Consider the following 3829-nt stretch of genomic DNA (forward strand, 5'->3'; position numbering starts at 1 on the left):
TGATGGATCCCTTGCTCAAGAGCCTGCCGAACAGCCTTCCGGTTCTGCAATGGCATGGCGTTGAAGTTGCACAACCACCCGAGAGCGCAACTGTTCTTGTCAGTTCTCCCAGGTGCGCGGTCGAAGCCATGCGCATCAATTCGAATGCCTGGTCAATGCAATTCCATATTGAAGCCGAAGCAGACACCATCAGGAACTGGAACGCGATTCCGGCCTACCGCAACGCACTTGTCGCAGCTTTGGGCGAAGACGGGGTGGACAGGTTCCAATCCAGATTTGATACTATCCAAGGCGCTATGCATGAAAACGCCCGCCAAGTGTTTGCGAATTTCTTGGACACCGTTCAGCCCGGCTGATCAGCCATGATCTGTTTGCGTCTCTCCTTCATAACCGCATCCGCCTCCACCGTGCCATCATGGAACGAGCCGAAAACCTTATCCCAGGGAACCTCCAGCGAGCCGTAATTGCACTCGAAATAGCGGTGGTGCATCTGGTGATGAAAGGTGCCCAGGCTCAGCCGGTTCCTGCCCTTCATCAGCAGCCCCTCGAACCCGGTATGGGTGGTCGCTGCGGTCAGCACGTTGAACTGCAGGTGATACAGGATATGCACCGGATGCGCCGCTACCACCCAGTGGATCAGCACCGAGCCGAGGAAAATCAGATGCTCCACCGGATGCATCGACATGCCGGACCAGGGGCCGACGTTGATGTTGCGGTGATGCAGCGCGTGCACGCGTTTGAAAAAGAACGGCACATGCAGCAGCCGGTGGATCCAGTAGAAATAGAAGCTCTCCCAGATCGGGATCAGCCAGAACAGCGCCACAAACCAGACCGGATGCGCCGCCCAGGTAATCATCGGAGCATAGCCATTGGCCATCGCCCAGAACATCAGCACCTCATAGGCGGTCCAGAAGAACACTCCGCTGGTCATGGTCCAGAACACATTGTCCCGGATCTGGCCCCCCAGCGTGAACTGTCGGCCATTCTTCATCAGCGGCCGGAGATCATACCTTAGCCGCTTCCCTTGCACGGTAAACGTGTAGAAATAGAGATGCAGCAGCCCGGCCACCGCGCCCATCAGCACCAGATTGCGCAGGTACATCGGGGCAATCCAGCTGAGCGACAAGCTCTGGCTTTCTTCCAGCGGCGGCTGAAACCAGTGGAACGATATCAGCGCAATCGCCGCGATGATCAGCTTTTCCGAGATCAGGAACCAGCCGTTCAGCCACCACTTCAGCGCTGCCACCGGGCGCGGCGGCCATTGAAACAGCGGCGAGGTTTGCAACGGCAACGGTGGAAGGTGGTTCCAGCCCTTCAGCTCTTTTTCAGGCATCTGTGCATCCTTCATTCAGGTCGGCCTTAAGGTGCCGCGGTTTTTCATCTTTGAAAAACAGAATATTTCGCTAACCTTCCTCTGAAAATCAGAGGAAGAGATGCCCATTACCCTCAAAGCCATGCGCTATTTCACCGCTGCCCTGCAGCACGGCAGCATCAGCGGCGCCGCGGAGGAGCTGCATGTGGCGGCCTCGGCCATTTCCGCGGCCATCAGCCAGATCGAGGCGCAGTTTCAGCTGCAGCTCATCACCCGCCACCGTGCCCGCGGTATCGAACCCACCCGCGCAGGCCGGGACATGGCCCGCAAGTTCACCCGCCTCTTGGAAGATTATGACACCCTCCTGGCCGAAGGCGCCGAGCTGAAGCAGGAGTTCACCGGCAGCTTCCGCCTGGGCTACTACGCACCCGTGGCCCCCGGCTTTCTGCCGCAAATCCTCGCACCCTTCCTGGCGCCGCGCCATCAGATCACTCTGGAGCTGGAGGAATGCCACAACGATGCCGCACAGGCCGGCTTGCAGGACGGCCGCTATGACGCCGTCCTGTTTGTTCCGGACGGGAGCCACCCGCATATCGACTACGACATGCTGCTGCAGGCACCGCCTTACGCGCTGCTCCACCCTGCCCATCCGCTGGCGGAAAGCGAAGTCCTCAGCCTCGCCGATCTGGCCGCCGAACCGCTGATCGCCCTGAACCGCCCGATGGTCACCGACTACCAGTTGCGCCTGTTTGCCGGCCTCACCCGCCGCCCCGAGACTATCGTGCAGGCCAATACCACCGAGATGGTCCGCGCCATGGTGGCGGCCGGCCACGGCTGCGCCATCCTGAACATGTGCCCCGCCACCGATCTCAGCTATGGCGGCCAGCCGCTGGCGGTGCGGCCCATTGCGGACGGCGGCACCCCGCTGTCGCTGGCGGTGGGCTACAACCGCAGCAACCCGCGCCGCATCACCAGCGCCTTTGCCCAGGCCTGCCAGAATTGGGCCGCCAGCCCTGCCGCCGCCGAGTTCATCGTGCTGCCGCCAAAGAAAACAGGCGCCCCGTAACTCGGAGCGCCTGCCAATTTCACCTATTTGGAGCCTTAAATCGCCGATTGCGCCGCCCCCACCAGCGCGTGATGCAGCGACCCGGCGGAGCTGCGCGGCCCCACGATCGAGTATTTCTGCCCCGCCTCATGGCACAGCAAGAAGACGCCCAGATGCTCCATGGAGGTGCGGGTGGCATCGCCCGGCTTGCCCGCGCGGATATCGGCATTGCACAGCCGTTCCAGCACGTCAAAGCAACGGCCCCCTTCCATGTCGAAACGGCACCAGCCGTCGGTCTGCTCCACCACGGAACCGGCCTCACCAACCGCGTCCTTCAGCTCAGCCGCCAGCAGCTCGTGGCTATCATGCGGGGCTGAGACCATCCACAGATCCGGCCCCATCCACCAGGCGGCAAACTCACCGTTTGCGTTCCAGCTCGCAGGCTCAGGCAGAGCCCCGCCCAGATAGGACGCCGCCGCGGATTTCACCGCGTCTTCACGGCCTTGGCGCGCACTCAAGGAGGCCAACGCCCGGTCCGTCACCTCGCGGATCAAGAGGCCCGCAAAGGCATCCACCTGCGGCTCAGACCCGCCCAGGGGAGAGACCGCATTCAGACCATGATTATCGAACTTACCCACGGAGACGCTCCCCTTCCGGATCCACAAAATGCGCGCTGACAACTTCGACTTGGACTTCCTTGCCCTCCAGCGGGTTGACCGCGCGGATCACCTCGCCCTTGCGGGCGTCGCCGCGCTTCAGGAAGCCGATCCCGATCGAACAGCCCAGCACCGGCGAATAGGCGGCAGAGGTGATATAGCCCTGATCGGTGGCCGCGCTGACCTCGCCATCGGCATTCATCAGATGCGACCCGGCCGGCACTGGATCGGCAGCATTCACCGGCTTGAAGCCCACCAGCTTCAGCGCATCCTCCTGGTTCATGCCTTCGCGTTCGCTCAGTTTATTGCCGATACAGTCCTTTTTCTTGCTGACCATCCGGCCCATGCCAAGGTTCAGCGCCGAAGTCGTCCCGTTCAGCTCGTTGCCCGCCGCATGGCCCTTTTCGATCCGCATCACGCCCAGCGCCTCGGTGCCATAGGGCACCGCGCCGAACTCCTCGCCCGCTTCCATCAGCTTGCGGATCATCGCATCGCCGTAACGGGTCGGAACTGCAATCTCATAGGCCAGCTCGCCCGAGAAGGAGATCCGGAACAGCCGCGCCCGGCAGCCGCCCGCGACGGTGACTTCACCGCAGCCCATGAACGGAAACGCTTCGTTCGAAATGTTGAACTCCGGGTCTACGACCTTTTGCAGCAGCTTGCGGGCATTAGGACCGGCCACCGCGAACTGCGCCCATGCCTCGGTGGTCGAGATCAGCTGCACATCCATGTCAGGGAACAGGCACTGGCGCGCAAATTCCATGTTGCGGTAGACCAGAACTGCGTTGGCGGTGGTGGTGGTCACCACGAAATGAT

The 3829-nt window shown here is 61.8% G+C and carries 5 protein-coding genes; 2 read left to right on the plus strand and 3 right to left on the minus strand.

Going from position 1 to position 3829, the window contains the following annotated elements:
• Window positions 1-356 (plus strand): type 1 glutamine amidotransferase (locus A2I95_RS27450; protein ID WP_367152771.1); only part of this gene is annotated, 356 nt, incomplete at its 5' end.
• On the opposite strand, the gene A2I95_RS27455 is transcribed toward A2I95_RS27450, so the two are convergent.
• A complete protein-coding gene (locus A2I95_RS27455) occupies window positions 344-1333 on the minus strand; it encodes a sterol desaturase family protein (RefSeq protein WP_291735013.1) in 990 nt (329 codons plus the stop codon). The genes A2I95_RS27450 and A2I95_RS27455 overlap by 13 nt on opposite strands.
• Window positions 1334-1433: 100 nt before the next feature.
• On the opposite strand from A2I95_RS27455, the gene A2I95_RS27460 reads away from it, so the two are divergent.
• Window positions 1434-2378 (plus strand): LysR family transcriptional regulator, encoded by a 945-nt coding sequence (locus tag A2I95_RS27460; RefSeq protein ID WP_291735015.1) that lies wholly within the window; start codon window positions 1434-1436, stop codon window positions 2376-2378.
• A gap of 35 nt (window positions 2379-2413) precedes the next feature.
• On the opposite strand, the gene A2I95_RS27465 is transcribed toward A2I95_RS27460, so the two are convergent.
• Window positions 2414-2995, minus strand: coding sequence for a sarcosine oxidase, gamma subunit (locus tag A2I95_RS27465; RefSeq protein WP_291735016.1), 582 nt, complete (start codon window positions 2993-2995; stop codon window positions 2414-2416).
• Window positions 2988-3829: aminomethyltransferase family protein (locus A2I95_RS27470; protein WP_291735019.1), on the minus strand; the 842-nt coding region annotated here is incomplete at its 5' end. The genes A2I95_RS27465 and A2I95_RS27470, both read right to left, overlap by 8 nt.

This window comes from Leisingera sp. F5, assembly GCF_001593695.1.

Coding starts and splice junctions, on each gene's coding strand:
- A2I95_RS27455 (WP_291735013.1), bottom strand. CDS start 1,333: ATGCCTGAAAAAGAGCTGAAGGGCTGGAACCACCTTCCACCGTTGCCG.
- A2I95_RS27460 (WP_291735015.1), top strand. CDS start 1,434: ATGCCCATTACCCTCAAAGCCATGCGCTATTTCACCGCTGCCCTGCAG.